Origin of the sequence: Janthinobacterium sp. P210006 (genome assembly GCF_036231885.1) — a bacterium.
Lineage (GTDB): Bacteria > Pseudomonadota > Gammaproteobacteria > Burkholderiales > Burkholderiaceae_D > Janthinobacterium > Janthinobacterium violaceinigrum.
Genome location: NZ_JAZARD010000005.1, coordinates 326,741 through 352,000 on the forward strand (window position 1 = coordinate 326,741; position 25,260 = coordinate 352,000).

A 25,260-nucleotide genomic window follows, 5' to 3' on the forward strand; every position below is an offset into this window, starting at 1 on the left:
TTGCGCAAAGCCGCATTGCGCCGTCTTTTTTATATGTTCCGCACGACGACTACATAATCGGCGCCGATTATTGCACCAATGCCGTGCATATGCAGGCGCGATGCCTGCATATATATTGCACTGCAATAATTGGTTTTATCTGGTATTCATAAATGCGCGCATCCGGTATTAATTGGTACTTAATTCGGCCACGAAGTCATACATATCGCCGCGGAAGTAGGAGCGGCAAAATTCCACGGCGCGGCCATCGCGCAAAAAGCCCAGCCTTTCCACCGACAGGCCCGCGTCGCCTTCCTCCGCCTGCAGCAGGCTGGCCTGCTCCCCCGTCAGCAGCAGCGCGCTGAGGCGCTGCAAGGCGCGCACGGGCCGGTTGCCCGCCTGTTCCAGCGCGTCATACATGGAGATATCGACGGCGTCGAGGTTCGGCAGGCAGCTGGCGACGATGGTCGCGTATTCCAGGCACATCGGCACTTCGTCCGCGTAGCGGATGCGGTGGAAGCGGTACACGGGCGCCCCCGGCGACAGCCGCAGGCGCAAGGCTTCTTCCGGCGTGACGGTACCCTCGGCGCGCTTGAGCCAAACGCTGCGGGGCGTGCGTCCGCGCGCCCGCATGTCCTCGGAAAACGAGGTCAGCTTGGCGAAATTCTTTTCGATGCGCGTATTGATGAAATTGCCCGAGCCGGGGCGCCGCACCAGCAAGCCCTCGTTGACGAGGCCATCGATGGCCTTGCGCACGGTGATGCGCGAAACGGCCAGGTCGCTGGCCAGCTGGCGCTCGGCCGGCAGGGCTTCGTCGGGTCCGAGGATGCGCTTGTCGATCGCTTCGCGCAGCGCGCGCTGCAGTTGCTGGTACAGGGGCAGGCTACTCGTCTGCCCCAGGCCTTGCATGATGTGAGCCAGGGTTGTCATACGCTGAGGGTCTCCGTTACGGCGCGTTGCAGACGCGCTCTGTATCTGTTTTGTGTCGCTGGATAATACCAAAAAAGACCGTTATAAAACCAATTTGAATTATCAGGCCGGCAATTTATGCCTGGCCTCGCTGGTATTTTGGGCGTTCATACGGGCTACTGATTGATTTAGATAAAGTGGTCTGTGTGATTCAAACAACGTTATAAAAAAAAAGTTGCAACTGGTAGTGTTCTGGTATTGGATAGTAGTATATTGGCGTTGAATTGGTTTTGTAAGTGGTTGTGCCGAAGGGTCTGCAGCATGCCGGCGAGAGTGGCGGGCTGGAAAGAAGACCTACATTAAAAATGAAAAGGTTCCAATCCTGGAGCCTAAATCAAGGGGGAGTACATGAAACGCAATTTGAAACCAAGCGGTGTAACGCGCCTGACGCCTATCGCGGCAGCCGTGGGGTTGATGGTACTGGGTGCGAGTTTTGCCGCCCAGGCGCAGGAAGCAGTGCAGCCGGATTCAAGTGTTGTGGTGGTAACCGGCGTGCGCGCCGCATTGGCCCAATCGCTCAATCAAAAGCGTAATTCCGACTCCCTGGTCGAAGTCGTCACGGCGGAAGACGTGGGCAAGATGCCGGACAAGAGCGTTGCCGATTCGCTGCAGCGCATTCCTGGCGTGTCCGTCGCCACGGCAGGCGGCTCCGAAGGCGGCTTTGGCGACAATGACCGTGTCAGCCTCAAAGGTACGCCATCGAACCTGACCTTGACCACGCTTAACGGCCACACCGTGTCCAGCGGCGACTGGTACATTTCGAATATCACGGGCGGTGGCCGCAGCGTCAGCTATACCATGTTCCCATCCGAGCTGATCGGCCGCGTGACTGTTCACAAGAGCTCGCAAGCGGACCTGATCGAAGGCGGCGCCGCCGGCAATGTCAATATCGAAACCCGCAAGCCCCTGAGCTTCAAGAAGAATCTGACCCTGATGGGTTCGATCGAAGGCGCTTACACGGAATCGTCCAAGAAAACCGATGCGCAGATCAGCGGCTTGATCAACTGGAAAAACGAAACGAACGACCTGGGCATCTTGCTGCAGGTGTTTAACGAGAAACGCACCCTGCGTCGCCAGGGCCAGGAATTCCTGTGGTGGGAAAAAGTTGACAAAGGTGCCGCTGCCGCCTGGATCGCTGCGGACCCGTCCGTTGAAGGCAAGTATCTGTCTTTCCTGACGGGTTCCTCGCTGTTCGAGCAAAAGCGCCAGCGCAAGGGCGGCTCGCTCGATGTCGAATACAAGGTGTCGAACGACCTGAGCTTCAACGTCAACGGCTTCTACACCCGCCTCGATGCCGACAACGTCAACACCAACTTCATGCTGGCGCCGTATCAAGTCCTGTCGAACAACTGGACCAACGTGGGCGGCGCCATCCCGTCGTCGTACACGGTCAAGGGCAACACGATCACGTCGATCGCCTTCCCGTCGAAGTGCCCGGTCGCCGACTGCTCGGCCATGGGTGCCTCGGTGCAAGACATCATTGCCCGTCCAGGTTCCTACAGCGATTCGAAATTTGTCGACTTTAACTTCAAGTACCGCGCCAGCGCCGACCTGCGGTTTACCGGCCAGGTTGGTACCACGCGCGGTACGGGCCATGCCCGCGATTACGCGTATGAAGCGTGGCTGGCATATGCGGGCAATAGCCTGACCATGCACGGCATCGATGCGCCGGCCACTGTCGTCGTCGACAATGCCACGACGTTCAATCCACGTACGGGCGCCGATTTCTTCTCGGGTTGGGCATCGGACACGACCACGCGCGACAAGGAAAACTACGGCCAGGCCGATGGCGCCTACAGCACCACTTGGGAGGCCGTGCCGACCATCCGTTTCGGCGTGCGTACTGCCAAGCATGACCGTTCGCTGACCTGGCTCGACGGCGCGGTAGCACCGGCCGCCGGCCTGCTGGCGAATGCACCGAAGGGTTTGACGAATTATCCGACCAGCCCGTTGTCGAATGTGCTGCAGAATGGCTGGACCTTCAGCGGTCCTTCGATGAAGGAATGGGGCGACAAGTACGTTACCTTCAACAAGCATGCTTACCAGAGCGAATTCCAGATCACGGAAAAGGCAAACGCCGCCTACGTGATGGGCGACCTGAACTTTGCTAACGTGCAAGGTAACTTCGGCGTGCGTTATGTCAACACCAAGATCGACGTGGCCAATGCTTCGCCGAACGACGTGTGGAAACCGACCCTCAGCTCGAACACTTACAACAACTTCCTGCCGAGCGTGAACTTGCGCACGGACCTGGCAAAGAATGTCGTGTTGCGCGGCGCGGCCAGCCGCACCATGGCGCGTCCTGACTTCGGCGCTCTGGGTGCCTTGAGCCTGAACGATTTGACGATGTCCGGTTCCGGCGGCAATCCGAACCTGAAGCCGATCATGTCGAACAACGTCGATGCGGGCGTGGAATGGTACTTCATGCCGAAGTCGCTGATCGCGGTGAACCTGTATCAGATGAAACTGGCTTCGTATGTGACCTACGGTTCGTCGGTGGCGCAGTTCTACAACCAGACCCTGCGTCGCGTGACCGACTACAACATGAGCGCCGCCATCAATACCAAGGCGCGCGTGCGTGGCGTGGAACTGCAGTACACCCAGGATCTGAGCAATGGTTTCGGTTTCAGCGCCAACTACACCTATGCTGATGGCAAGGAAACGGAAGCAGCGCCAAAATCGGCTTGCGCCGAAGACGGCAACTGCGACATGGTCGGTACGTCGAAGAACTCGTACAATCTGTCGGGCTTCTTTGAAAACGCCAAATGGAGCGCACGTCTGAACTACAGCTTCCGCTCCTCCTTCCTGAATGGCCTGGATCGCAAGAGCGCCATTTACCAGGATGATGTCGGCACCGTTTCCGCTTCCATCAACTACAACATCAATGAGTTCCTGACCCTGTCGCTGGAAGGCAAGGACTTGAACGATCCGCTGTTGAAGTCGTATGCATCGACCAAAGACCAGCCGCGCGCGTTCTACAAGAACGGCCGCCAGGTATTCTTCGGCCTGCGTGGCAAGATGTAAGACGTTTTACTTGGTTAATGCCTCCCGGCGGACACCCGGGATGGCATGACAATGGCGGAGCGCAGCTGGCTCCGCCATTTTTTTATTGCAAGATGGTTTTCTTTATATGGTGGGATACATCCGATGACATTACACGCAATGCTGGCTTGCTTCGCCTGCGCGCTGCCGTTGGCAGCCACCGCCGTCCCCGCAGCGCCTCTCCTGGCGCCGGAAGTGGTGGCCTATTATCCCGGCTGGAAATCGGCCGATTTTCCCGTTAACGGGCACAATATTCGCGCCGGCAACGTCAGCCTGATCCAGTATGCGTTTGCCGACATCTGCTGGGATGGCGAACATGGCAATCCCGCGCCCGATGGCGGCGGCGTGAGCGCCTGCCTGGATGCGGACGGCAAGCCGTCGCGGCCGGCCAATGGCAGCATCGTGCTGCCGGCACCGCAAGCCGATGCCGAGAACTTGCGCAAGCTCAATGCGCTCAAGCACAGTAATCCACGGCTGCGCGTCCTGCTGTCGGTGGGGGGCTGGATCTGGTCCAACCGTTTCTCGGACGTGGCCGCCACGCCGGCTGCGCGCCAGGCGTTTATCGCTTCCGCGCTGGAGCTGGTGCGCCGGCATGGCCTCGATGGCGTCGATATCGACTGGGAACATCCGGCCACGGGAGGGATTCCCTGCATCGAAGGCAAGGTTTGCCACCGCATCGACGACAAGGAAAACTATGTGCGCCTGGCCAGCGAGCTGCGCAGCGCATTCGACCGCGCCGGCAAGCAGGCTGCCGGCCGCCATTACCTGATCACCATCGCTGCCGGTGCGCATGCCAGTCTGAGCGATGACAGCGACGCCTCGCCCGGCTGGATGGCCCGCCTGGCCACGCAGCTGGACTGGATCAACCTGATGACCTATGACTACCGCGGCGTGTGGGATGCCGAGAATGGCCAGCTGGCGCCCCTGTATGCCGACCCTGCCGACCCGCAGCGCGGCAAGGCCCTGCATGCGGACGCGACCGTGACGCGCTTCCTGCGCGCCGGCGTGCCTGCCGCCAAGCTGGTACTGGGCGTGCCCTTCTATGGCTATGGCTGGAAGCAGTGCGCCGCCGGTCCCCGCGGCGATGGCCTGTACCAGGCGTGCCAGGGCGCGGCCAGCGGCAATGACGGCTCGCCGACATTCACTTACCGGCACCTGCTCGAGCAGGGCTACCTGGTCGATGGCAAAGGCGCGCGGGGCTTCCAGCGCTACTGGAACGGTGCGTCGCAAGTGCCGTATCTGTACAACCGCGACAGCGGCGTCTTCATCAGCTATGAGGATGCACAATCGGTGGCCGGGAAAGTGCGCTATATCCGCGACAAGGGCTTGCGCGGTGGCATGTTCTGGGAATTGAGCGGCGATGCGCAACATGTGCTGGGCACGGCCCTGGCACCCGTCCTGACGGAGAAACAGCCATGAGCCAGCGCTACCTCGCCCTCGACGTCCTGCGGGGCCTGACCGTGGCCCTGATGATCGTCGTCAATACGCCTGGCGACTGGGGCAGCGTGTATGCGCCGTTCCTGCATGCCGAATGGCATGGTTTTACCTTGACGGACCTGGTCTTCCCCAGCTTTTTGTTTGTCGTCGGCAATGCGCTGGCCTTTGCGCTGGGCAAGTATGAAAACCTGGGACATGGCGCCGTGCTGGCCAAGCTGTGCAAGCGCAGCGCGCTGATCTTCTTGCTGGGCTTCCTGCTGTACTGGTTCCCCTTCTTCAAGATCGACGACGCGGGCCAGTTTGCCTGGTCGTCCCTGTCGCACACGCGCATTCCCGGCGTGCTGCAGCGCATAGCGGTGTGCTACCTGGCCGCCGCCCTGATCCTGCATTACTGGAAGACACGGGGCGCGCTGCTCTTCAGCGCCTGCGCCTTGCTCGGCTACTGGGCCATCCTCGCATGCTTTGGCGACTACAGCTTGCACGGCAATGCGCCGGCCAAGCTGGATTTGATCCTGCTGGGGGACAGCCACCTGTACCACGGCGAAGGCATCGCCTTCGACCCGGAAGGCATCCTGGGCACCTTGCCAGCTACCGTCAACGTCATCGCCGGCTACCTGGCGGGCAGCTTTCTGCGCCAGGCGGCGCCGGCGCGGCTGCGCGCCAGCCTGGTTCAGCTGGCCGTGGCCGGCGTCATCTGCGTGGCCGTGGCCCTGTGCTGGAACGAGGTGTTTCCGATCAATAAAAAGCTGTGGACCAGCTCTTACGTGATGCTGGGCATCGGCCTGGACTTGTTGCTGCTGACCCTGCTGATGTTCATCATTGACGTACGTCAAATGACGGGCTGGACCTACTTCTTTGAAGTGTTCGGCAAGAACACCCTGTTCATCTACCTGGTGTCGGAAGTGCTGGTGATCATCGCGTTTACCGTGCGTATCGGTGACGGCAACCTGTACCAGTGGCTGTACCGGCACGGGTTTACGGGGTGGGTGCCGGCACAGGTGGGATCGCTGCTGTTTGCCGTCAGCTTCATGCTGCTGTGCTGGCTGATCGCTTACGGCATGGACAAGCGCAAGATCTATATCAAAGTCTAGAACTTCAGCTTCAGGCCGTACCGGGTTGCCAGGGCGGTCAACAGCATCATCAGGGCGGTGACGGCGGCGGCATTCCACAGGCCGGCCGCGCCGCCCGTTTCCAGGTAAGGCCACCAGAAACGGGGCAGGTGCAGCACGGCCGCCAGCTGCTGCCACAGGTCGGGCACGATGTAGGCGAACAGGGCATTGGTGCCGGCGGGCAGCAGCACCACTGCCCAGGCGCGCCAGCGCCACACGTCGATGACGATGTAGAACGCCAGGAACAGGGCCAGGATGATGGCGCTGCAGACCAGGGTGTAGGATTCCGTCGCCGCAATCTTGTTGATGTGGTGATACGGCCGCAGCAGCAGGCCAGCCACAAGCAGGCCCAGCGCGAACCACGCCATGAAACGTATCCTCTGGCCATGGTTCAGGGCCGCGCCACGCAGGAACAACTGGCCCACCAGGGTGCCGGCCAGCACATTGGCCGCCGTCGAGCCCAGCACCTGCGGCACGTTGACGAAGGCGTTCACGCCTGCCGGCAGGAAATCGAGGCTGCCGGCCGTGCCCCCCATGTACAGCACGATCAGCATGGCAAGCGTACCCATCAGCGCCGTGCCGCTGCCGTGGCACGCCAGGTACAGCAGGCTGCACAGCAGATACGCCCAGCCTATCATGCCGAGGATGCCCCACCAGGACGGTTGCAGCCAGGTGCTGGAAAACTCGCTGTTCAGTTCTCCGCGGAACGTCGCCAGCAGGAACAGCATCAGCGCGCCGCCTGCGGCCAGTTCCAGCTTGCCGGCACCCTGGCGCCACAGCAGTATCATGGCCCCATAAAACAGCAGGAAATACACGGCGTGCGGCAGCAGCGCCGCCTGTGCATCGTAGCGGTAGGCATTCGCCAGCACCACGCCGGCCAGCATCAGGCTGGCGGAACGCCACAGCAGGCGTCCCAGCAAGGCTGGCGTGACCTGGCCGCAATGGCGCTGCAAGGCCAGCGGAATGGCCATGCCCACCATGAACAGAAAGCCGGGAAAGACCAGGTCAGGCAGAGTGATGCCGTCGGCGCGGGGACCCGCATGTTCGAGCCACCAGGCTATGCCGGGCATGCCGGCCAGATAGTTGACCCAGATCATGGTGACGATCACGAAGCCGCGGAAGGCGTCCAGGCTGATCAGGCGTTCGGTGGCGGGGGAGGTGGCTGGCGGCATGGAAGGAGGGAAAAGGTCGAAAAAAAAGCAGCCCCGGCCTGAGCCGGGAACCGCTTTGTGCGTGCTGTCGGGAGCAGGAATTACTGGGCCGCTGCTGCCGGTGCTGCCGCTGCCGTGGCAGGACGGTTCAGCCACAGGATCCAGTAGCGGGCCAGGTCGCCCACGCCGTCGCCGCCCTTGACCGTTTCCAGGACCTTGATGGCTTCATCTTTCTTGCCTGCCATGGCGTAGGAATAGCCGAGGCGCAGCTTGGCATCTTCAACGCGCTTCAGGCCGCCCTTGGCGATACCTTTCTGTATCAGGTCGATACCTTTGTCGAACTGGTCCATCGTCACGAAGGCGTAGCCCAGGTTGATCAAGCCCGTGCCATCCTTGCTCTTCATGGCCGACGCTTCGCCGCTGGCGATGTTTTTCGCATCGTCGGCAGCGGCCTTGGCGGCCTGGTCGCGCAGTTTCTTGTGCTTGGCGGCATTCGCGCCCGTGCCCAGCACGCCTTTGGCAAAGCCGGCGTCGATGACTTTTTTCGCTTCCGTCGGGAAGGCGTTTTGCAAGGCAATTTCAGCCATGTCGCTGTAGTCCTGTGGCGGCATGGTGTCGACGGCCTTGAATTGCAGGCGCAGCACGTCCAGCGCGAAGCGGTCCGAGTAGCCGGCCTTGCCCTGCAGGCGGCCCAGCAGGTCGCTCCAGTAGTCGTCCGACGGGTAGTAGCGCACCAGGTTTTCCATGGCTACCAGGTAGGTCGCCGGATCCTTGCTCTTCGAGCCCGTATTGGCCAGCAATTGCAATTCCTCGATGGTCGGCGTCTTGCCCGCTTGCTGCTTGGCCGTCAGGTCGGCCATCAGCTCCTGTTTCGCGCGCGCGAAATCGTTGCTGAAGTAATAGGAACGGATGATGTAGGGACGCATGGTAGTCGCGTCGCCCGTTGCCGTCTGGTAGCGCGTGAACCATTTGATGGCGTTCGGGTAATCCTTGGCGTTGTAGTGGTAGTTGGCCAGTGCCTGGATGAAATCGCCTTCCGATTTCTTGTCCAGCTTGCCCGATTCGATCACTGCTTCCAGCGCCGTCATGGCCATGGGCGCATTGTTGGTGGTGGAGGCCAGCGCCACGCGCAGGCGGTTCAGCACGAACGTTTCATACGGCGTCAGGGCCGGTATGGCGGCAGCCTGGTCGATGCGGCTTTGCACGTCGGCGTAGTTTTTGGCATCCATCGATGCCTTCACGGCAGTCGGATCGAGCAGCTTGAACACTTCTGGGCGCACCGAATCTGCCGGAGCGGCAGCTGCGGCGGCAGCTGGCTTGGCATCCTGCGCGTGCGACAGGGATGGCAGGAAGTTCAGGCCGATGGCGGCCAGGAGCAGGCTGAGACGGGCAAGACGGAATTGGGACATGGTCAATCCTTCAATCAATAACAAAAATACGCACCGGCACTGGCAGCCGCAACATCGTGCAGTGGCATTGCCAGAGGGGCAAGGAAGCTCGAAAAAACACACATTCTGCCAGTCTGCCTGCATAAGTCAAACAGAAGCGGCATGATACTAAGCGGCTATTGTCACATAAACGGCTGAGCGGGTGCGGCAAACGTGCGCGCCAGGGCTTGCCCTGCAGCATCGAACAGCAGGCAGCGCTGCGGCGGCAGATGCAGGCGCATGGCGTCGCCCGCCTGGCGCAAGCCATCCTCGGCCGGCAGCTTGACGGCCAGCATCTCGGCCGGCATCCCGGCCACGGCTGGCATGCTGGCGTACACGATGGCCACGTCGCCCAGGTATTCGACATGGCTGACGGTGACATCGACCGCGTTGTCGCCCGCCGCGCCCCCGTCCTGCAGGCTCACATGCTCGGCGCGCACGCCCAGGGTCAGCCGGCCGCCCGGCGCCACGGCATCGCCCTGCGCCGCGACCTCGATCACGGCGCCGCCGGGCAGGCGCACGGTCACCGTGCCGGGGCCGCAGGCGACGGCTTCGCAGGCGATGAAGTTCATCTTCGGCGCGCCCAGGAAACCGGCCACGAACAGGTTGCCGGGATTGTTATACAGTTCGTGCGGACTGCCCACCTGTTCGATGCGCCCGCCGTTGAACACGACGATGCGCTCGCCCAGGGTCATGGCCTCGACCTGGTCGTGCGTGACGTAGATCATGGTGGTCTTCAATTCCTGGTGCAGGCGCGAGATTTCCACGCGCATCTGCACGCGCAGAGAAGCGTCGAGGTTCGACAGCGGCTCATCGAACAGGAACACCTTGGGTTTGCGCACGATGGCGCGGCCGATGGCCACGCGCTGGCGCTGGCCGCCCGACAGGTCCTTCGGCTTGCGCTTGAGCAGAGGCGTGATCTGCAGGATCTCGGCCGCGCGCTCGACGGCGGCGCGCACCTCGGCTTTCTTATGTCCGGCCAGGCTCAGGGCGAAGGCCATGTTTTCGTACACCGTCATGTGCGGGTACAGCGCGTAGCTCTGGAAGACCATGGCCAGGCCCCGCTCGGCCGGCGCGATGTCGTTGGCCAGCTGGCCGCCGATGTGCAGCTCGCCATCCGTGATGTCTTCCAGTCCCGCGATCATGCGCAGCAGGGTGGATTTGCCGCAACCGGACGGGCCCACGAAGACGACGAATTCGCCGTCGCGGATGTCGAGGTCGATGCCGTGGATGACGGGATGCTTGTCGTCGTACAGCTTGACGATATTCTTTAAAACGATATGTGCCATGAAGTGGTTCTATCCTAGCTGGCGCTGGCTGGCGCTTGTGGTGACTCGGCCTTGGTCAGGTCGGGTTGGTCGGCGGTGTCCTTGGGCCCGATGCGCATGAAGCGCGACAGGATCAGTACGGGCACGGCCGACACCAGCACCCACAGGAAAAAGGTCTTGTAGCCGAGCGCCGTCTGGATGTCGCCGCTGATCATCTTGAACAGCACGAAACCGAGCTGCATCACGCCCGTGGCGAACGCATAGTGGGCCGTCTGGTACTTGCCGACGGAGACCACCTGCATCATGAACAGGATCAGGCCGACGAAGCCGAAGCCGTAGCCGAACATTTCCACGCTGAGCGCAGCCGTGATCAGGGTCAGGTCGGTGGGCAGGCTGTGGCTCAGGTAGTAGAACACCAGGTTCGGCAAGTTCATGGCCAGGATCAGGAACAGCATGGCGCGCTTGAGGCCCAGCCAGGAGGTGAAATAGCCGCCGCCTATGCTGCCCAACAGGAAAGCGACGGTGCCGGCCGTGCCGTACACGGCGCCCACTTCCGTCGTCGACAGGCCCAGGCCGCCCAGTTCGCGCGCTTCGCGCAGGAACAGCGGGCCGATGGTCTGCACTTGCGCCTCGCCGGCGCGGAACAGGATGATGAAGGCGATCATGCCCCAGATGCCGGGCTTTTTCAGGAAGTCCACCAGCACGTCCCACAGGGTGCGGCTGATGCCGGCCACGCTCTTGTCGGCCACGGCAGCGTTGCGCACCTGCGGCAGCGCCCACAGGTGATACGCGGCCAGCGACAGCATCATGGCGCCGATGATCAGGAAAATCACGGACCAGGCAGGCTTGACGCCGATATTCTTTTCCAGGTAGCCGGCCAGGATCACCAGGCCGCCCAGCGAGATGAACTTGCCCGCGTTGAAGAAGGCGCCCTGCCAGCCCGCGTAGGCAGCCTGCTGCTTGTCGGACAGGCTGGCGATGTACAGGCCGTCGCAGACGATGTCGTGCGTCGACGACGCCAGCGCGGCGACGAACAGCACGGCGATGCAGGCGGCAAACCACAGCGGCGTTTGCAGGGCCAGCGCGATCAGGCCCAGGCTCAGGCCACCGAGGAACTGGAACAGCACCACCATGGTCTTCTTGCTCGACGCCAGTTCCAGGAAGGGACTCCACAGCGACTTGAAGACCCAGGCAAAGCCGATCAGGCCCGTCCAGCGGGCGATCTGGTCGTTCGGCACGCCCATGCTCTTGAACATCAGCCCGGCCACCAGGGCCACGGCGTAAAACGGCAGGCCCTGGGCGAAGTACAAGGTGGGCACCCACGAAATCGGGCTGCGGACGCCGCCCTTGCTACTGTTGCTGCTGATGTGCTTGTCGTTCATGGATGCTTCCTCGGGTCGTCTTGAAAGTCGGGTGTCACGTTGGGAACAAAGGCGGCGTTCAATGGCAGCGCCGCCTGGCCTCGGCCATGATGATGCGATCGGCCGCCTCCTGCGCATAGATGCCGCTGCCGGCCGGGTAGCGCGCGGCCATGGCCGCCAGGCGCTGCAGCCGCGCGCCAGCCGCCTGCAGCGGCAGGGCGCCCGATGCCAGCGCGGCGCTGACGTCGTCCAGCGCGGCCGGCAGCTGCGCGGCATCGGCCAGCATGGCCATGTCGGCGCCGGCGGCCAGGGCGCGCGCGCCCACATGTTCGCCCTGCGCGCCGATGCCTGGGGTGAGCAGCACGCCGCCGTAGCCCCACTGCTGGCGCAGCAGGCCGTGCATGACCGCGTGCGACAGGCTGGCGGGCTGGCGCGGGTCGAGGGCCGGGTAGGCCACGTGCGCGCTCATCATCGAAGCCGTCTGCGCGACGGCCTGGCGAAACGGCACGAAATCGTGTTCCTCCAGCTGCGAGCGGGTCTTGTCGACGCTGGGCAGGGGGCCGCCATCGCTGCGCTGCGGCAGGTACAGCCTGGCGCAGCAGGCCACGCCCTCGGCCTGGCAGCCCGCCGTCCACGCCTGCGCCATGGCGGCCGCCAGCAGCGGGTCGCCCCCAAACGCGTGCGCGGCATCAGGGGCCTGTCCGGCAGCGGCGTCGAGATTGAGCAGGGGCGCCAGCAGCCAGTTGATGCCCAGTGCGCGCAAGCCGCGCGCCGTCGCCGCGCCCGTGCCGTTGGCCAGTTCCGCGTCGCCGACGGCGCACAGCTGCATGGCGCCGGGCGGCTGCGGCAGCCAGGCGGGGTAGGCGGACGGCATGCCTGCCAGGTCGAGGGCGATCAGCGCCTGCGGACCCAGGGCGCGCCGCAAGTCCGTGTTCAGGCGCATCAGCTGCGATGCATCGCGCACATTGGCCGCGCGCAGGCAGACGGCGCGGATGCCGTTTTGCTGCAGCCATTGCGCCGTGGCCGCATCGAGCTCGGTGCCGGGCATGCCCGTCATCAGCAGCTGTCCAGCCAGCAGGCGCAGGTCGGTGGCGATGGCGGCGCTCATTTGACGGCGCCGTCCATGCCGCGCATGAAGAAGCGCTGGGTGAACAGGAACGCCAGCAGGGTCGGCACGATGGTGATCAGGGTGCCGGCGGCGACCACGCGCGTGCTGCTGCCGAAGGTGCCGCGCAAATACAGCACGCCCACGGACAGGGGGAATTCATCGGGTTTGCTCATGACGATGGACGGCCAGATGTATTCATTCCACGATTCGACGGCCGTCAGGATGCCGACGGTGGCCAGCCACGGCGTGATCAGCGGCAGCATAATGCGGCTGAAGATCACCCACTCGGAGGCGCCATCGACCCTGGCCGCATCGATCAGGTCTTGCGGCACTTCCTCGAACGCCTGCTTGAGCAGCAGGATGGCCACGGCCGTTACCACGTTGGGCAGGATCACGCCCGTGTAGGTGTCGACCAGGCTCATTTGCGTGATGGTGATGAAGTTGACGAGGAAGTTCACTTCCGACGGCAGCACCAGGGTGGCGAGGATCAGGCCGAACACCAGCTTGCGGCCGCGGAATTTCAGGCGCGCCAGCGGATACGCGGCCAGTGAGCACAGCAGCAGTTTCCAGAACACGGTAAACACGGCGATCAGCACGGAGTTCTTGAAGAACGACCAGATGGGGATGGCCTGGAACACTTCGATGAAGTTGTCGAAGGACGGCGCCTTCGGCCAGAAGGTGGGCGGGAAGGCGAAGATATTGCCTTCCGTGGAAATGGCCGTCACCAGGGTCCACCAGAACGGGAAGACGCAGACGACGGCGATCGCGCACAGCACGGCATAGTGGCCCGCATATTGGCCAAGCAGCTGCAAGCGGGTTTTCAGGGGGCGGGAACGGGTTTTCATGGTCATTCCCCTGTCAGCGGTGCTTGGGTTTGAGGTAGCGCAGGCAGAGCAGCGCGATGCCGATGCAGAACAGCGAGACGACGAAGCTGGCCGCCAGCGCGCGCGGCAGCTTCAGGTGCTTGAGGCCCTGGTCGTAGGCGTAGTACAGGGCCGTGAATGTGGAATTCATGGGGCCGCCCTGCGTCAGCACGTCCACTTCCTGGTACGCCTTCAGGGCCGCCAGCACGGACAGGATGGAGCACAGCATGATGGTGGGGCGCAGCATCGGCACGGTGATCTTCCAGAAACGCTGCCAGCGGCTGGCGCCATCGAGCATGGCCGCTTCCTGCATGTCCGACGGGATGGCCTGCAGGGCCGCCAGGTACATCACCATGTACCAGCCCAGGCCGCGCCACAGGGTGACGAACATGACGGCAAACAGGGCCAGGCTGTCGTTCGTCAGCCAGCCCACGGGCGCGTTCACCAGTTTTAACGTCATCATCACGTAATTGAGCGCGCCCTGCTCGTGGAACATGAAGCCCCACATGATGCCGACCACGGAAACGGTGGTCACCACGGGCACGTAGAAGGCGGCGCGGAACAGGCGGATGCCGGGCAGGCGGTTGTTCACCAGCACGGCCAAAGTGATGGCGCCCACCTGCACGAAGGGCACCATCAGCAGGAACATCAGCGAATTTTTCAAGCCCGAGACGAACATCTCGTTGTTGAAGATGTAGCGGAAGTTATCGAGGCCGACGAAGCGCGTCTCGCGTATCAGGCTGTAATCGGTAAAGGCCAGCACGGAGCCATAGCCGACGGGCCAGAAGGAAAAGGTGGCCAGCAGCAGCAGGGCGGGGGCCAGGAACAGCCAGGCTTGCACGGTGTGGCGGTGGGCGAGTTTCATGGTGTCCTCAGTGGCGCGGCAACGTGGCCAGCTTCTTGTTCCAGATGGCGACGGCCTGGTCCAGCGCCTGCTTCACGTCCTGCTTGCCCGTCACGCCCGCCTCGACGGCTTTTACCAGCGAGCGGCGCAGCTCGTCGTAGTCGTCGATGCCGGCCACGTACAGGGTGCGCGAGTGGCCCATCGACAGGGCGCCGGCTGCGACGGCCTTCTCGGCCGCGCCCGCGTTCTGCGGCGTGGCGAGGAAAAACGGGTCGGCCGCCGCCTTGACGGTGGTGGGGAAGACGCTGGCCTGGCGCGCGAAGTCCAGCTGGTTGGCGTCGTTCGTCAGGAAGCGCGCGAACTTGCCGACCGACGGCAGCAGGCGTGCCGGCACGCCCTTGGGAATGGCGAAGTGCACGAGCCAGCCGCCATCGGCGATGCCCGTCGGGCCCAGCGGCGCGGGCGCCACGTCGGTGACGGCGTAGATGTCTTTCGCGTCGCCGCGGATGCGCTGCATGGCCGTGGGCGGCGCCAGCAGCATGCCCAGGCGGCCGCCCTTGTAGGCGTCGATCACGGCGGGGAAGTTATCTTCGGCGAACAGGCTTTCCTTCAGCAGGCCGCCGGCCTTGTAGGTGTCGGCCAGCTTTTGCACGAGCGCCACGTGCTGCGGCGAATTGAAGACGGCACGGTTGTTGGCGATGACGGACAGGCCCTGCTGCATGAACAGGCCGTCGATCTTCGACAGCGCGGGGGCGATGCCCGCCTTGCCCGTGCGTTGCGCGATCTGGCGCGCGAACGCCAGCTGTTCGTCGAGGCTGGCGGGGCCGCGCGTGAGCCCGGCCTGCCTGAAGATGTCGGTATTGAAGGCGATCACCGCGACATTGCTGTACATGGGGAAGCCATAGGTGTGGCCCTTGAAGCGCAGGTCTTCCAGGGCGCTGGGAATGTAGCTGGCGCGCGCCTGCGCGATCAGGCCATCGACGGGCGTGAGCAAGCCGTCGCGCGCGTATTCGTCGGCCCAGGGCACGTTCAGGCTGACCAGCGCGGGCGGCGTGCCGGCCACGATGCGCGTGACCAGCTTGGTCTGGATGACGTCCCACGGGAAGTCGATCCATTCGATCTTGACGTCGGGATTCTGCGCCTCATAGCGCGCCACCACCGCATTGAAATACGGCGTGAACTTGGGCTTCATGCTGAAGGTCCAGAATTCGATTTTCTCGGCGGCCCATGCCTGCGGCGCGAGCAGGCCCGCACAGGCAAATGCTGCCAACAGTCTCTTGATCGTCATTTTTATCCTGGAGCGCGGGGCTCCAATGTCCATGAGTCTGCGGCGCGGGTACATGCCCTTGCCGTCGCTTATATTCGTGTCCTGCGGACGGCAGCTTCGCCCCGTGCCGGGGGCGAAGCTGCCGGATACTGCTTAATTGGTCTTGGTGACCTTGCTCAGGTGGCGCGGCGCATCCGGGTCCATGCCGCGCGCGGCCGACAGTTTCGCCGCCATCACGTAGAAGGACTGGATAGCGACGATCGGATCGAGATCGGGCGTGGCCGCCACGGGCAGGGTCAGGTCGCGTTCGGTCACGTCGGCGGGGGCCGCCAGCAGGACCTTGGCGCCGCGGCCGCGCATCTCTGTTGCCAGTTGCAGCAGGCCTGCCTGGGTCGGGCCGCGCGTGGCGAAGATCAGCAGCGGGTAGCCGTCTTCGATCAGGGCCATCGGGCCGTGCTTGATTTCGGCGCCGCTGAAAGCTTCCGCCTGCAGGGCCGAGGTTTCCTTGAATTTCAAGGCCGATTCCAGCGCCACGGGGAAGCTGATGCCGCGGCCCACGACCATGATGTTGCGGGCCGGCGCCAGCACGTCGATGGCGGGCGACCAGTCGACGCGGGTCGCTTCGAGCAGCGCTTCGGGCAGCGCTTCCAGGCCCGCCTGCAGTTCGGGATCATTCTGCCACTGGGCCACCATGCGGGCGCCGGCAACGAGGCTGGTAATGAAGCTCTTGGTGGCGGCGACGCTTTGTTCCTTGCCGGCGCGCAGGGGCATGGCCCACTCGGCGGCGTGCGCCAGCGGCGAGTCGATGTCGTTGACCAGGGCCACGGTGGTGGCGCCGCCGTCGCGGAAGTAGCGGATCGGTTCGACCACGTCAGGGCTCTGGCCCGATTGCGAGATCGAGATGGCCAGGGTGTCGCGCGTCACCAGCGGCGACTTGTTCAGGGTCACCAGCGACATCGGCAGGGACGCCACGACGCGGCCCAGGCGCGCCATGATCAGGTAGGCGACGTAGTTGCAGGCGTGGTCGGAGCTGCCGCGCGCGATGGTCAGCGCGGTCGAGAACGAGGTGCTCCTCAATTTGCGGCCCAGTTCCGCGTAGCGTTCCGTGTCGCTGGCCAGTTGCAGGGCGACGCATTCGGCGGCGGAAACGGCTTCTTTAAGCATCATTGAGGTCACAGATTTCTCCTTCTATATACACAGCTTTGAGTTTGAGATCGCGATCGAGTACCACCAGATCGGCGTAAGTGCCGGGGGCCAGCCGGCCACGTTCTTCCAGGCCCAGATAATCGGCGGCGTTGGTCGACACGCGCTTGGACGCGTCGGCCAGGTCCAGTCCCAGTCCCACCAGGTTGCGCAGCGCCTGGTCCAGGGTCAGGGTGCTGCCCGCCAGGGTGCCGTCGGGCAGGCGCACGCCGCCCATGCATTTCTGCACGGCGTGGCGGCCCAGCATGTATTCGCCGTCCGGCATGCCGGTGGCGGCGGTGGAATCGGTGACGCAGTACAGGCGCGGGATGGCGCGCAGGGCCACCTTGATGGCGCCCGGATGCACGTGCAGCAGGTCCGGTATCAGTTCGGCGTATTCGGCGTGCGCCAGGGCGGCGCCGACCATGCCGGGCTCGCGGTGGTGCAGGCCGCTCATGGCGTTGAACAGGTGCGTGAAGCCCACGGCGCCATGCTCCAGCGCGGCCACGCCGTCTTCATACGAACCGAGCGTGTGGCCGATCTGCACGCGCACGCCGGCGTCGGCCAGCGAGCGCACCAGCTCCAGGTGGCCGGCGATTTCCGGCGCCACGGTGATGACGCGCAGCCTGGCCAGCGTTTGCAGGCGTTCGATTTCGGCCAGGGTGGCGGCGCGCGCGTAGTTGGGCTGCGCCCCCAGCTTGCCGGAATTGATGTACGGGCCTTCCAGGTGGGCGCCCAGCACGCGTGCCGTGTTCGGGCGGCGGTTGTTGGCCGCGATGCCGATGGCCGTCAGGGCCATGTCGATGTCTTCCGGCGGCGCCGTCATGGTGGTGGCCAGCAGGCTGGTGGTGCCGTGGCGCGCATGGATGCCGGCGATCGTGTACACGGCTTCGCCGCCTTCCATGATGTCCTTGCCGGCGCCGCCATGCACGTGCAGGTCGATAAAGCCGGGCAGGATGTAATCGTCGCCGTTGTTCGACGGGTGGAGGGAATCGCCCGTGATGCTGTCGACCCGCTCGCCGAAGGCGATGGCGCCGTGGATCCAGCCGCCTGGGGTAAGGATATTGCCTTTGATAGTGCTGCTCATCTGCGCGACTCCGCTACGAATTCATAATAATCACTGCGGCAATACGAGTGGGTCAGTTCCACCGCCGCGCCGTTGTCGAGATAACTGACACGGGTGATGTGCAGCATGGCTTCACCCGTCTTGATATTGGCCAGCTTGGCCTGTTCCGCCGTGGCGTTGACGGCGCGGATATGCTGCAGTGCGCGCATCGGGATGGTGCCGCGCGACTCCAGGTAGCCGTACAGCGAATCGGTGACCTGCTGCGGGTCCGGCATGTACAGCGCGGGGATGGTGGTGGTCTCGATCGCCATCACCACTTCGTCGGCCGTGCGCAGGCGGCGCAGGCGCGCCACCGGCATGTGCGGCGACAGGCCCAGCGACAGCAGTTCCAGCGGCGCGGCCGCGCCGATATCGCGCTGCAGCCAGCGCGAGCCGGCCGTGAATCCCCGCTGGCGCAATTCTTCCGAAAAGCTCGTCAGGCGCGACAGCGGCTGTTCCAGCTTGGGCGTGATGTAGGTGCCCGAGCCGCGCTTGCGCGTCAGCATGCCCCGGTCGCACAGCATGTCGATGGCCTTGCGCGCCGTGACGCGCGAGATTTCCAGGATTTCCGACAGCACGCGCTCCGAGGGCAAGGCCTGGTTGGCGCGCCAGTCGCCGCTGGCGATGCCGTCCGACAGCATGTTCGCCAGCTGCATGTAGAGCGGCGTGTCGCTGGCGGGATTGGGTTTGAAGGAGGACAGTTTGGCCAGCATGGTCATTGCTCCTGCAAGTGCTTGCGTATCAGGCGCAGGCCGCCTGCCGCCGAGTCGCCCTGTGCCGGCACGACCAGTTGCAACAGTTCCGCCGGCAGGTAGGCCGACAAGGGGGCCGCCAGGCCGCCGCACAGGGCCACGGGCAAGGTGCCGGCCGGGTCGAGGGCCCTGGCGATCAGGGCGATCTGCTGGCCCGCATCGACCAGGATGGTGCGCGCCACTGCATTGGTGGCCGCGTGTTCGAGCACCAGCCGTGCCAGTTGCGCGAAGGTGGTCTGGCTGGCGGCGGCCAGCCACACCTGCATGGCGTCGCGCTGGCCGCCGCAGGCGTCGATGACGGCCGTGGCGAAGGCGCTGCCGGGCACGCGTCCGTCGACCACCTGCTGCACGTGGTTGATGGCGCGCATGCCGATCCAGGCGCCGCCCGCTTCGTCGCCGGAGGGGAAGCCCCAGCCGCCCACTTCGTGACGGCTGCCGTCCGCATGCAGCACTTCGCCCACGCTGCCCGTGCCGATGGCCACGATGGCGCCAGGCTGGCCCGCGTGCGCGCCCAGCAGGGTGGTCAGGGCATCCGATTCGAGCGCGACGGCGGCATAGCCGGGATTGTGTTCGATGAAGCTGGCGGCCCACTGTTTATTGTGCACGCCGGCCAGGCCCAGGCCGATGGCCATGCGCTGCAGGGGCGGCTGTTCCAGGCCGGCGGCGCGGAAGGCCAGGGTGACGGCATGCGCCACGGACGTCCAGGCCCGCTCGATGCCCAGGCCCAGGCCGGAAGGGCCGCTTTGTCCTTGCGCCAGTTCGTGGCCATCGAGGCGCGCCAGGCGTACGCGGGTGCCGCTGCCCCCGCCGTCGACGCCGATTATGTATTCGATCATGTTATGCAGCCCCGCGTTTGGTTGATTGCGCCTGTCTCGGTTCTTTTATTTCTCGGGCGGCGAAAAAGCTGAAGGCACTATATTGTCGCCTCGATGGCTTGTCAACAGGTATTTAAGTGGTATTAATAAATGCCCGGCGGCATACCGCGCCACGCCCGAGGGTGTGGTTGCAAGTGATTGTTAATAAAGGATATTTTTCCTGTTGAGAATGGTATTGAAATTGGCCTTGTTTAATGCCAATTTTTCCTGACTGGTCTGTGCCGTGCGCTGTAGTGTTGCTTCCGCGCATGCTTGGCAAGGGGCGCCATGAAGAGTAAAGTCCGCCTTTTACACCTGAGTTGGAAGAGCATGATGAACGACAAGGCAGCAAAGAGCGCATATTGGGACGACTGGCAGCAAGAGGCGCTGGCCGCCGGCGTGTCGGCGCCGCTGGCGGCGCTGGGCATGGAACTGATGCGCACGCACCGCAAGAACCGCTGGCCGAAGGATTTCCTGGGCCGCGAAAGCGATGGCCCGGTCATGATCGAAATGTGCCTGGAAGACGAGGCGGAAACGGAATTGTTCTTTATCGAGAACCTGTATCCCTACGATGCGGCGCTGATCGAAAAGACGCGCCGCCGCCTGTGCCTGCACTGAGAGTGCGCTGACGCGTGACTGGAACGGCCGCCTTGTGCGGCCGTTTTGCTTTTCGGGTGGCATTTTCATGGGGGAGTGTCATAATGGCCCAGGCATTTCCGCCCAGGCATGGAGTTGATAATGAGCAAGGCACAGGACAGCAAGAAGGAAGCCAAGAAGGAACCGGCCAAGACCATGAAGGAAAAGAAGGAAGCCAAGAAGGTCAAGAAAGAAGAGCGCAAGCGCTGACCATGCGCGTGCGCCGTTCATTGACGCGCCCGTGGCGTTCGCCGGCCCTGCTGGCGGCGTTCGCCGTACTGGCCTTGGGCACGCCTGTGTCCGGCGTGCTGGCGCAGCAAAAGGCGCCGCCATCCACCTTCGGGCAAGTGGTGGGCAATGCCGTGCTGTGCATCGACCAGATCGACAACAAGGCTTTCTATGCCTATCTGCTGACGGCCTTCGGTCCTGCCTACAAGCATGAAGGGGGCGCCTACTGGTTCCGCACGGACGCTACCCTGTGGGGCGCGCCCATTACCGACGTGATCGTCAGCGACGACACCAGTCCCCTCGTCTTCATGGGCGTGGTGGCGGACTCGACGCCGGAAAAGCTGGAGCCGGCCATTCGCGGCGCTTCCGGCCTGCGTTTCAATAAACTCGACAATTCTGCCTTTCCCGTCCGCGGTTCCGTGCCTGGCAGTAAAATCGTCTACTTCCGTAGCAAGGCGAAAGTCTATTGCGCCAAATACAAGCCGTTGCCGCCCGCCCGCACCCGATGAGGGGTTCGGCTTGCCGCCGCGCATTTTGATCGTTTCATCCGCAGGGTCTCCATGTACACGCATTATTTCCAGCTCAAGCAATCGCCGTTCTCGATCGCCCCCGATCCCCGCTACCTGTTCATGAGCGAGCGCCACCGCGAAGCGCTGGCGCATTTGCTGTATGGCGTGGGCAGCGGCGGCGGCTTCGTGCTGCTGACGGGAGAAATCGGCGCCGGCAAGACCACCGTGTGCCGTTGCTTCATGGAACAGATTCCGGAAAACTGCCAGCTCGCCTATATCTTCAATCCGAAACTGTCCGTCGAGGAATTGCTGCATTCGATCTGCGAAGAATTCCATATCGCCCTGGCGCCCGGCGTGGCCAGCGTGAAAGGCTATGTCGACGCCATCAATGCGCACCTGCTGGCCAGCCATGCGCAGGGCAAGAATAATGTGCTGATCATTGACGAAGCGCAAAACCTGTCCGCCGCCGTGCTGGAGCAGCTGCGTTTGCTGACCAACCTGGAGACGAGCGAGCGCAAGCTGCTGCAGATCATCCTCATCGGCCAGCCGGAATTGCGCGCCATGCTGGCGCGGCCGGAACTCGAGCAGCTGGCGCAGCGCGTGATTGCCCGCTATCACCTCGGTTCGCTGACGGCCGAGGAAACGGCCAGCTATGTCCGCCACCGCCTGGCCGTGGCGGGCGGCACGGCGCAGACGCCGTTCGGGCCGCGCCTGATGGCGCAGATCCATGGCTTGAGCCATGGCGTGCCGCGCCGCATCAACCTGCTGTGCGACCGCGCGCTGCTGGGCGCCTACGTGGAAAACCAGCCGCAGGTGACGCGCCAGATACTGCGCCGTGCCGCCGAGGAAGTGTTTGCCGAGGCGGGCGCCGGCGCGCCACGCGTTGCCGGCTTGCGCTGGCCGCATGTGGCGGGCGGCGTGCTGGCCGGCGCCGTGGTCACTGCCGCGCTGGCCTGGCATTTCATGCCGCGTCCGTCCGCCGTGCCCCCTGTGCCTGCCCTGGCCGCTTCCGTGCCGGCCGCCTCCGCTGCGGCGCCTGCCGCCGCTGCCGCGCCCGCATCCGCCAGCGTGCCGGACCGCAACGCCGTGCTGCGCCAGCTGGCCGCCCTGTGGGGCGAGCAGTTGCCGGCCGGCGACGCTTGCCAGGCGGGCGCGCGCGCCGGCTTGCGCTGCCTGCACAGCCGGGGCGGCATCGCCGAGTTGCGCGTGCTGGACCGTCCCGCCATGCTGACCTTGCGCGACGGGGAGGGGATGGAACAGCTGGCGCTGCTGACGCGGCTGCAGGACGAGACGGCCACCGTGCTGCTCGATGGCAAGCCGCAAAGCGTGCCGCTGGCCCAGCTGGCGCAGCGCAGCGATGGCAGTTTCACCACTTTCTGGCGCGCCCCGCGCAACTGGCGCGACGAGGTGCCAGCGGGCGCCCGCGGCGCCGACGTGGACTGGCTGGCGCAGCGCCTGGCGCAACAGCAGGGCTTGCCGGCACCGGCCGCCAATCTGCCGCTCGATGCTGAGATGCAGCGCCTGCTGCGCGTGTTCCAGCAGAGCCAGAACCTGCGGGCCGATGGCCTGGCGGGCCCGAAAACGTTCATACGCCTGATGCAACTGGGTGACAATTCGGAGCCGCGCCTGAGCAGCGTAGCTCCTGCCGTGGCAGCGCCCGCTGCGACGGCGATGGTGGCGGGGAAATAAGATGTCCTACATACTTGAAGCACTGAAAAAATCGCAGGCCGAGCGCCAATTGGGCGAGTTGCCATCGATTCACGCACCGCAGGTGCAGCTGCACGATACTGCAGCGTCCGCTTCTGCGCGGCGCACGCCCGTCTGGCTGGCGCTGGGCGGCGTGAGCGTGGCCGTGGCTGCCGCACTGCTGCTGTGGCAACCCTGGCAGGCGGGTGCGGCGGCGCCTGCGGCCGCGCCCGCTGCAGCCGTGCTGGCCCAGGCCGCGCCCGCGCCAGCGCCCGCACCCATAGCCGTGCCAGCCGCTCAGCCAGCTGCGGCGACAGTGCCGGCTCCGGCTCCGGCGCCCGTCGTCACGCCGGCCCCATCCGCGCCACTGGCAGCCACCGCTGCGCCCGTGCACCACGCCAGGCCCGTGCCGGAACCGCAGCAGGAGACGCCGGGACAGGCCGCGCCGCCCGTTTCCGTTCCTGCTCCCGCTCCCGTGCCCGCCGTGCCTGCGCCTGCGCCTGCGCCTGGCGCCGAGGACAACGTGCCCGGCATGCGCGACTTGCCCGAGCCGATACAGCGGCAGATCCCGCCCGTCACCATCGGCGGCTATATCTATTCGAAGAATCCGGCCGACCGCCTGTTGTTGATCGACAAAGTCCTGCGCCACGAGGGCGAGGAACTGGCGCCCGGCCTGGTGCTGGAAAAGCTGCAGCCGAAGGCAGCCATCTTCAGTTTCAAGGGCTACCGCTACCGCGTGCCGTATTGAGTTGTTGCGCATCAAGGCCGGGCTGTAGCAGCTGAACGATACTGGCCTGGCCTGGTCGAACCAGAATTGCTGCGCCCGTGCGCGTGGCCGGGGAGTTCCGATGATCGCTGCCGTAGCTGCTGCCGAGGGTGCGTTGGATGCGGATGCGCCGGGAAACCTGGCGCGCATCGACCACATCGTCGTGCTGATGATGGAAAACCGCTCGTTCGACCACATGCTCGGCTACCTGAGCCTGGAAGGCGAGCGCGCCGACATCGACGGCTTGCAGGCCGGCCATGCCAACCTGCATGCTGGCAAGACGTATCGCGTGCACCATTTGCAGCGCACGGCCTTCGGCCCGCAGCAAGACCCGTCGCATACGGGCACGTCGGTAGCGCAGCAATTGCAAAACAATAACGGCGGCTTCGTCGACGACTATGCGCAAACGCATCCGGGCGATCCCGACATCGACCTGGTGATGGGCTATTACAATGGAGCCGACTTGCCCATGTACGATTTCCTGGCGCAGCAGTTCTGCGTCTGCGACCGCTGCTACAGTTCCGTGCCGGGCGCCACCTGGCCCAACCGCCTGTATGCGATCAGCGGCAAGGCGGCCGGCAGCAAGGACAGCAAGCGCGTGCCCCTGTACGTGAACAAGTCCTTCGTGCGCCACCTGGACCGGGCCCAGGTCAGCTGGAAGTTTTATTCTGCCTGGAAACCCTGGAGCCTGGCTTTTAGCGACGACCACTACCGCTCGTCCGAATGCTACGAGCCCTTCGGCTCCAGCGCGCGCCGCTATGGCTTCATCGGCGATGCGCTGGCGGGCACCTTGCCGTCGGTCAGCTGGATCGATCCCCATTTCTTCGACAATGACGATCACCCGCCGGCCGATATCCGCGCCGGCCAGGCGCTGGTGGCGCAGGTCTACCAGGCCCTGTCGCGCGGCCCGGCCTGGCCGCGGACCTTGCTGATCCTCAGCTATGACGAACACGGCGGCTTTTTCGACCATGTGCCGCCGCCCGCCGCCGTGGACGACGACCCGGCGTTTCGCCAGTACGGCGTGCGCGTGCCCATGCTGCTCGTGTCGCCGCTGATCGCATCGGGCAGCGTCAGCCACCAGGTGTACGACCACACGTCGATTATCAAAACCATCTTGCAGCGCTTTTGCCGCGCCGCCGACGGTGCCTTGCCCCAGATGGGCGCGCGCGTGGCGGCCGCCAGCGGCTTGGGTGCCGTGCTGGACCTGGCGCAGCCCCGCGCGGCGCCTGCCGTGCCCGCCACGGTGCCGGCGCAGCGCGCCGCCTGGGAAGCGGATGTGCGGGCGCAGGATTTCGCTTCGCCCGCATCCGCCGGCCAGCTGGAGACGGACCTGGCGCCCGCTGGCGAGCGGGCCGCCGCGCGCCCCGTGCCCGCGCAATCCGATGCCGAGGCGGGCGCAATCGCTGCGCATCGGCAATTGGCGCGCACGGCCAGGAATGCGCAGGCGGCGAATGGCAAGACAGCGCCGAAGTCGGCAGGCCGGCGCCGGCGGCCGGCGGACGAGGCCGGCACGCCGCAGCAGGGCGAGTCCCGCGAGGGGCGGCGCGGCAAGGGGACGCCCGCCGGCGCGAGACGCGCGAAGGGCACGGTGGATGGCGGCGGCCGCTGAGCCCGGACGCCGTCCGCAGGCGCTATGCCCTGCAGAAATTGTTGCGGCGCTTGACCTGGGCGAGGCAGGGCGCTTGCGCCACGCGGCGGCGCGGGTGGGGCTGCGTAT

The 25,260-nt window shown here is 64.6% G+C and carries 21 protein-coding genes; 8 read left to right on the plus strand and 13 right to left on the minus strand.

Annotated features, from left to right (window positions below):
- Positions 1-168: 168 nt before the first annotated feature.
- Positions 169-909, minus strand: coding sequence for a GntR family transcriptional regulator (locus VPH41_RS24715; RefSeq protein ID WP_328571833.1), 741 nt, complete (start codon positions 907-909; stop codon positions 169-171).
- A gap of 387 nt (positions 910-1,296) precedes the next feature.
- Here VPH41_RS24715 and VPH41_RS24720 point away from each other — a divergent pair, with 387 nt between their 5' ends.
- The 3 genes from VPH41_RS24720 (at position 1,297) to VPH41_RS24730 (ending at position 6,518) form a co-directional block, all read left to right on the plus strand.
- Complete coding sequence (locus tag VPH41_RS24720; protein WP_152283601.1) at positions 1,297-3,972, plus strand: TonB-dependent receptor; 2,676 nt, start codon at positions 1,297-1,299, stop codon at positions 3,970-3,972.
- 123 nt (positions 3,973-4,095) lie between these two features.
- Positions 4,096-5,409, plus strand: a complete 1,314-nt coding sequence (locus VPH41_RS24725) for a glycoside hydrolase family 18 protein (protein ID WP_328571834.1) — start codon at positions 4,096-4,098, stop codon at positions 5,407-5,409.
- The gene (locus VPH41_RS24730) at positions 5,406-6,518 is read left to right on the plus strand and encodes an acyltransferase family protein (RefSeq protein WP_328571835.1); all 1,113 of its coding nucleotides are present in this window, start codon (positions 5,406-5,408) and stop codon (positions 6,516-6,518) included. Before VPH41_RS24725 ends, VPH41_RS24730 begins: the two co-directional genes overlap by 4 nt.
- On the opposite strand, the gene VPH41_RS24735 is transcribed toward VPH41_RS24730, so the two are convergent.
- The 12 genes from VPH41_RS24735 to VPH41_RS24790 form a co-directional block, all read right to left on the minus strand.
- Positions 6,515-7,708, minus strand: coding sequence for a DUF5009 domain-containing protein (locus tag VPH41_RS24735; RefSeq protein WP_328571836.1), 1,194 nt, complete (start codon positions 7,706-7,708; stop codon positions 6,515-6,517). The genes VPH41_RS24730 and VPH41_RS24735 overlap by 4 nt on opposite strands.
- 80 nt (positions 7,709-7,788) lie before the next feature.
- Entirely contained in the window at positions 7,789-9,096 is a 1,308-nt protein-coding gene (locus tag VPH41_RS24740) for a tetratricopeptide repeat protein (protein WP_152283605.1), read from the minus strand.
- Between the two features lie 161 nt (positions 9,097-9,257).
- Positions 9,258-10,403 carry an ABC transporter ATP-binding protein gene (locus VPH41_RS24745; protein ID WP_328571837.1) on the minus strand — a complete coding sequence of 382 codons (1,146 nt, stop codon included), beginning with the start codon at positions 10,401-10,403 and terminating at the stop codon, positions 9,258-9,260.
- Between the two features lie 14 nt (positions 10,404-10,417).
- A complete protein-coding gene (locus tag VPH41_RS24750; RefSeq protein WP_287777612.1) occupies positions 10,418-11,764 on the minus strand; it encodes an MFS transporter in 1,347 nt (448 codons plus the stop codon).
- Between the two features lie 58 nt (positions 11,765-11,822).
- Complete coding sequence (locus VPH41_RS24755; protein ID WP_328571838.1) at positions 11,823-12,851, minus strand: glycoside hydrolase family 3 N-terminal domain-containing protein; 1,029 nt, start codon at positions 12,849-12,851, stop codon at positions 11,823-11,825.
- Entirely contained in the window at positions 12,848-13,696 is an 849-nt protein-coding gene (locus VPH41_RS24760; protein WP_226941621.1) for a carbohydrate ABC transporter permease, read from the minus strand. Before VPH41_RS24760 ends, VPH41_RS24755 begins: the two co-directional genes overlap by 4 nt.
- A 13-nt stretch (positions 13,697-13,709) precedes the next feature.
- Positions 13,710-14,579 (minus strand): carbohydrate ABC transporter permease, encoded by an 870-nt coding sequence (locus VPH41_RS24765; RefSeq protein WP_328571839.1) that lies wholly within the window; start codon positions 14,577-14,579, stop codon positions 13,710-13,712.
- 7 nt (positions 14,580-14,586) lie between these two features.
- The gene (locus VPH41_RS24770; RefSeq protein WP_328571840.1) at positions 14,587-15,846 is read right to left on the minus strand and encodes an ABC transporter substrate-binding protein; all 1,260 of its coding nucleotides are present in this window, start codon (positions 15,844-15,846) and stop codon (positions 14,587-14,589) included.
- A 132-nt stretch (positions 15,847-15,978) separates the two neighbouring features.
- Positions 15,979-16,992, minus strand: coding sequence for an SIS domain-containing protein (locus tag VPH41_RS24775; RefSeq protein ID WP_328571925.1), 1,014 nt, complete (start codon positions 16,990-16,992; stop codon positions 15,979-15,981).
- Positions 16,982-18,094, minus strand: a complete 1,113-nt coding sequence (gene nagA / locus VPH41_RS24780; protein ID WP_287777619.1) for an N-acetylglucosamine-6-phosphate deacetylase — start codon at positions 18,092-18,094, stop codon at positions 16,982-16,984. Before nagA ends, VPH41_RS24775 begins: the two co-directional genes overlap by 11 nt.
- On the minus strand, positions 18,091-18,825 hold the full coding sequence (locus tag VPH41_RS24785) for a GntR family transcriptional regulator (RefSeq protein WP_152285309.1): 735 nt from the start codon (positions 18,823-18,825) through the stop codon (positions 18,091-18,093). The genes nagA and VPH41_RS24785 overlap by 4 nt, the downstream gene beginning before the upstream one ends.
- 2 nt (positions 18,826-18,827) lie before the next feature.
- The gene (locus VPH41_RS24790; protein WP_328571841.1) at positions 18,828-19,700 is read right to left on the minus strand and encodes a BadF/BadG/BcrA/BcrD ATPase family protein; all 873 of its coding nucleotides are present in this window, start codon (positions 19,698-19,700) and stop codon (positions 18,828-18,830) included.
- A gap of 348 nt (positions 19,701-20,048) precedes the next feature.
- On the opposite strand from VPH41_RS24790, the gene VPH41_RS24795 reads away from it, so the two are divergent.
- The 5 genes from VPH41_RS24795 to VPH41_RS24815 all read left to right on the plus strand — a co-directional run bounded on the left by VPH41_RS24795 (position 20,049) and on the right by VPH41_RS24815 (position 25,152).
- Positions 20,049-20,336, plus strand: coding sequence for a hypothetical protein (locus VPH41_RS24795; protein WP_102296300.1), 288 nt, complete (start codon positions 20,049-20,051; stop codon positions 20,334-20,336).
- Positions 20,337-20,566: 230 nt separating this feature from the next.
- The gene (locus VPH41_RS24800; protein WP_152285312.1) at positions 20,567-21,091 is read left to right on the plus strand and encodes a hypothetical protein; all 525 of its coding nucleotides are present in this window, start codon (positions 20,567-20,569) and stop codon (positions 21,089-21,091) included.
- A gap of 51 nt (positions 21,092-21,142) precedes the next feature.
- Positions 21,143-22,780: an AAA family ATPase gene (locus tag VPH41_RS24805; RefSeq protein WP_328571842.1), complete on the plus strand. Its 1,638-nt coding sequence runs from the start codon at positions 21,143-21,145 to the stop codon at positions 22,778-22,780.
- Between the two features lies 1 nt (position 22,781).
- Positions 22,782-23,525 carry a general secretion pathway protein GspB gene (locus tag VPH41_RS24810; RefSeq protein WP_328571843.1) on the plus strand — a complete coding sequence of 248 codons (744 nt, stop codon included), beginning with the start codon at positions 22,782-22,784 and terminating at the stop codon, positions 23,523-23,525.
- A 100-nt stretch (positions 23,526-23,625) separates the two neighbouring features.
- A complete protein-coding gene (locus VPH41_RS24815; protein WP_328571844.1) occupies positions 23,626-25,152 on the plus strand; it encodes an alkaline phosphatase family protein in 1,527 nt (508 codons plus the stop codon).
- The last annotated feature ends 108 nt before the right edge of the window (positions 25,153-25,260 follow it).

What these genes read in the sequence shown, in the direction of transcription:
- VPH41_RS24715 (WP_328571833.1), bottom strand. Translation starts at nt 909, where the DNA reads ATGACAACCCTGGCTCACATCATGCAAGGCCTGGGGCAGACGAGTAGC.
- VPH41_RS24720 (WP_152283601.1), top strand. Translation starts at nt 1,297, where the DNA reads ATGAAACGCAATTTGAAACCAAGCGGTGTAACGCGCCTGACGCCTATC.
- VPH41_RS24725 (WP_328571834.1), top strand. Translation starts at nt 4,096, where the DNA reads ATGACATTACACGCAATGCTGGCTTGCTTCGCCTGCGCGCTGCCGTTG.
- VPH41_RS24730 (WP_328571835.1), top strand. Translation starts at nt 5,406, where the DNA reads ATGAGCCAGCGCTACCTCGCCCTCGACGTCCTGCGGGGCCTGACCGTG.
- VPH41_RS24735 (WP_328571836.1), bottom strand. Translation starts at nt 7,708, where the DNA reads ATGCCGCCAGCCACCTCCCCCGCCACCGAACGCCTGATCAGCCTGGAC.
- VPH41_RS24740 (WP_152283605.1), bottom strand. Translation starts at nt 9,096, where the DNA reads ATGTCCCAATTCCGTCTTGCCCGTCTCAGCCTGCTCCTGGCCGCCATC.
- VPH41_RS24745 (WP_328571837.1), bottom strand. Translation starts at nt 10,403, where the DNA reads ATGGCACATATCGTTTTAAAGAATATCGTCAAGCTGTACGACGACAAG.
- VPH41_RS24750 (WP_287777612.1), bottom strand. Translation starts at nt 11,764, where the DNA reads ATGAACGACAAGCACATCAGCAGCAACAGTAGCAAGGGCGGCGTCCGC.
- VPH41_RS24755 (WP_328571838.1), bottom strand. Translation starts at nt 12,851, where the DNA reads ATGAGCGCCGCCATCGCCACCGACCTGCGCCTGCTGGCTGGACAGCTG.
- VPH41_RS24760 (WP_226941621.1), bottom strand. Translation starts at nt 13,696, where the DNA reads ATGAAAACCCGTTCCCGCCCCCTGAAAACCCGCTTGCAGCTGCTTGGC.
- VPH41_RS24765 (WP_328571839.1), bottom strand. Translation starts at nt 14,579, where the DNA reads ATGAAACTCGCCCACCGCCACACCGTGCAAGCCTGGCTGTTCCTGGCC.
- VPH41_RS24770 (WP_328571840.1), bottom strand. Translation starts at nt 15,846, where the DNA reads ATGACGATCAAGAGACTGTTGGCAGCATTTGCCTGTGCGGGCCTGCTC.
- VPH41_RS24775 (WP_328571925.1), bottom strand. Translation starts at nt 16,992, where the DNA reads ATGATGCTTAAAGAAGCCGTTTCCGCCGCCGAATGCGTCGCCCTGCAA.
- nagA (WP_287777619.1), bottom strand. Translation starts at nt 18,094, where the DNA reads ATGAGCAGCACTATCAAAGGCAATATCCTTACCCCAGGCGGCTGGATC.
- VPH41_RS24785 (WP_152285309.1), bottom strand. Translation starts at nt 18,825, where the DNA reads ATGCTGGCCAAACTGTCCTCCTTCAAACCCAATCCCGCCAGCGACACG.
- VPH41_RS24790 (WP_328571841.1), bottom strand. Translation starts at nt 19,700, where the DNA reads ATGATCGAATACATAATCGGCGTCGACGGCGGGGGCAGCGGCACCCGC.
- VPH41_RS24795 (WP_102296300.1), top strand. Translation starts at nt 20,049, where the DNA reads ATGATGAACGACAAGGCAGCAAAGAGCGCATATTGGGACGACTGGCAG.
- VPH41_RS24800 (WP_152285312.1), top strand. Translation starts at nt 20,567, where the DNA reads ATGCGCGTGCGCCGTTCATTGACGCGCCCGTGGCGTTCGCCGGCCCTG.
- VPH41_RS24805 (WP_328571842.1), top strand. Translation starts at nt 21,143, where the DNA reads ATGTACACGCATTATTTCCAGCTCAAGCAATCGCCGTTCTCGATCGCC.
- VPH41_RS24810 (WP_328571843.1), top strand. Translation starts at nt 22,782, where the DNA reads ATGTCCTACATACTTGAAGCACTGAAAAAATCGCAGGCCGAGCGCCAA.
- VPH41_RS24815 (WP_328571844.1), top strand. Translation starts at nt 23,626, where the DNA reads ATGATCGCTGCCGTAGCTGCTGCCGAGGGTGCGTTGGATGCGGATGCG.